The sequence below is a fragment of the Nocardioides sp. NPDC057772 genome, from assembly GCF_042798075.1.
Lineage (GTDB): Bacteria > Actinomycetota > Actinomycetes > Propionibacteriales > Nocardioidaceae > Nocardioides.
Window position 1 is genome coordinate 1 of sequence record NZ_JBHVKN010000088.1, and the last position, 2,608, is coordinate 2,608.

Sequence of the window (2,608 nt, forward strand, 5' to 3'; positions counted from 1 at the left end):
GGTGTAGGCGCCGACCGCCTCGCCGAGCTCGGCGGGCCGGCCCAGCGAGTCGCCCTTCCAGAACGGCAGCCGTCCCGGGATCCCCGGAGCCGGGGTCACCAGCACCCGGTCGTGGGTGATGTCCTCGATCCGCCACGATGTCGCACCCAGCGCGAAGACGTCGCCGACCCGCGACTCGTAGACCATCTCCTCGTCGAGCTCGCCGACCCGGCGGCCCACCCCTTCCCCGACCAGGTAGACGCCGAAGAGGCCGCGGTCGGGGATGGTGCCGCCGCTGGTGACGGCCAGCCGCTGCGCCCCCGGCCGCCCGGTCACGGTGCCGGCGACGCGGTCCCACACGATCCGCGGCCGCAGCTCGGCGAACTCCTCGCTCGGGTAGCGCCCGGCGAGCAGATCGAGGGTGGCGTCGTAGGCGGAGCGGGGGAGGGTGGCGTACGACGCCGTCCTTCGGACCAGCGCGAACAGCTCGTCGACGTCCCAGGTGTCCAGTGCCGTGGCGGCCACGATCTGCTGGGCGAGCACGTCGAGCGGGTTGGCCGGCAGGCTCATCGACTCGATCAGCCCGGCGCGCATCCGCTGCACCGAGACCGCCGTCTGGGCCAGGTCGCCGCGATGCTTCGGGAAGAGTACGCCGCGGGAGACCTCCCCGACCTGGTGGCCGGCCCGCCCGACGCGCTGGAGAGCGGAGGCGACGCTGGGCGGCGACTCGATCTGGACGACGAGGTCGACAGCACCCATGTCGATGCCGAGCTCGAGGCTGGAGGTCGCGACCACCGCCGGCAGCCGCCCGGACTTGAGGTCGTCCTCGATCAGCGCCCGCTGCTCCTTCGACACGCTGCCGTGGTGGGCCTTGGCGATCACCGGAGCCGCTCCGTGGGACTGCCCCGACTGCGCCATCACCTGCGCGGGCGGTGGACCGCTCTCGAAGACCCGGTCGGAGGCGATCTCGTTGAGCCGGGCGGTCAGCCGCTCCGCGATCCGCCGGGAGTTGGCGAAGACGATGGTGGAGTTGTGGGCGGTGACCAGGTCGGCGACGTGCTCCTCGACGTGGGGCCAGATCGAGGAGGCCCGCTGCGGGTCGTCGTCCTCCTCCTCGCTGTAGGGACTTGGCGCGGTCATGTCCTCGACCGGCACGACCACGCTCAGGTCCCACCGCTTCTCGGCCGGGGGCGCCACGATGTCGACGGGCTGGGAGCCACCGAGGTAACGCGCGATCTCCTGCAGGGGCCGCACGGTCGCGGACAGTCCGATCCGCTGGGCCGGCTTCTCCAGCAGCGCGTCGAGGCGCTCCAGGGTCAGCGCCAGGTGGGAGCCACGCTTGGTCGCGGCCACCGCGTGCACCTCGTCGACGATCACCGTCTCGACGCTGCGCAAGGTCTCGCGGGCCTGGCTGGTCAGCATCAGGAACAGCGACTCGGGCGTGGTGATCAGGATGTCCGGAGGAGCCGTGGTCAGACGCCGCCGGTCGGCCGCGGTCGTGTCACCGGAGCGCACTCCGACGCGCACCTCGGGAGCCTCGACGCCCAGCCGCTCGGCGGTCTGCCGGATGCCGACGAGCGGGCTGCGCAGGTTGCGCTCGACGTCCACGCCGAGCGCTTTGAGCGGGGAGATGTAGAGGACCCGGCAGCGTTCCTTCTTCGACGGCACCGGCTCGGTCAGCAGCTTGTCGATCGACCACAAGAAGGCACTGAGCGTCTTGCCCGACCCGGTGGGCGCGACCACCAGCGCGTTGCGTCCCGCACCGATCGCCTCCCAGGCACCGGCCTGCGCCGCGGTCGGCGCCGCGAACGCAGCCTCGAACCACGTACGTGTCGGGTCGCTGAACCGCGCCAACGCCGATGACGTATCGCTGAAGCGGGGCCCGAAGCCATGTGGGTCGCCCATGGGACAAACCTAGTCGCGACCACCGACAGTCCTGTGGTCCAATCCCGCTGTGGATCTTGCGCTCGACCTGACCGACCGGTCCATCAGGTCGGCATCGCTCTATCGGGCCCTGCGCGACGCGATGGGAGACGGGCGCCTGAAGGTGGGCGACCGGCTGCCCGCGAGCCGCGCGCTGGCGTCAGATCTGGGGATCTCGCGCAACACCGTCGCCACGGTCTACGAGCGTCTGGTCGCCGAGGGGTTTTTGGAGTCGCGTGTGGGCGCGGGGACGTACGTCGCGGCCGCCGCGGCAACCCGCAGGGTCAGCGCCCCCGGATCCCTGACGCCGCGCCCGGGCTGGCGGTGGGCGCCGCGGCCGACGAGCGCGGAGGCGGGAGTCCCGGCGTACGACCTGCGGGTGGGGATCCCCGACGCCGAGCTCTTCCCGTTCGACACCTGGCGGCGGATCCTCGCGGCCGAGTCGCGGCTGCGCGGCCACAACCCGGGCACCTATGCCTCGCCCGCCGGGCTGCCGAGGCTGCGCGAGGCCCTGGCGCACACGGTGGCCTACCACCGCGGGGTGCGGGCCGACCCGGGCCAGATCGTGGTCACCAGCGGGACCCAGCAGGCGCTCGATCTCGTCGCGCGGGTGCTCCTCGAGCCCGGCGACGTCGTCGCCGTCGAGGATCCGGGCTACCCCTCCGCGCGCGACCTGTTCGCCTCCCACGGCGCCCGCGTGGTGCCG

At 72.7% G+C, this 2,608-nt stretch carries 2 protein-coding genes; one reads left to right on the forward strand and one right to left on the reverse strand.

Annotated elements, in window-relative coordinates:
- On the reverse strand, positions 1–1,884 hold a 1,884-nt coding region (locus ACFVJS_RS15605; protein WP_378881793.1), incomplete at its 3' end, for a DEAD/DEAH box helicase.
- 49 nt (positions 1,885–1,933) lie between these two features.
- Here ACFVJS_RS15605 and ACFVJS_RS15610 point away from each other — a divergent pair.
- Positions 1,934–2,608 (forward strand): PLP-dependent aminotransferase family protein (locus ACFVJS_RS15610; RefSeq protein WP_378881796.1); only part of this gene is annotated, 675 nt, incomplete at its 3' end.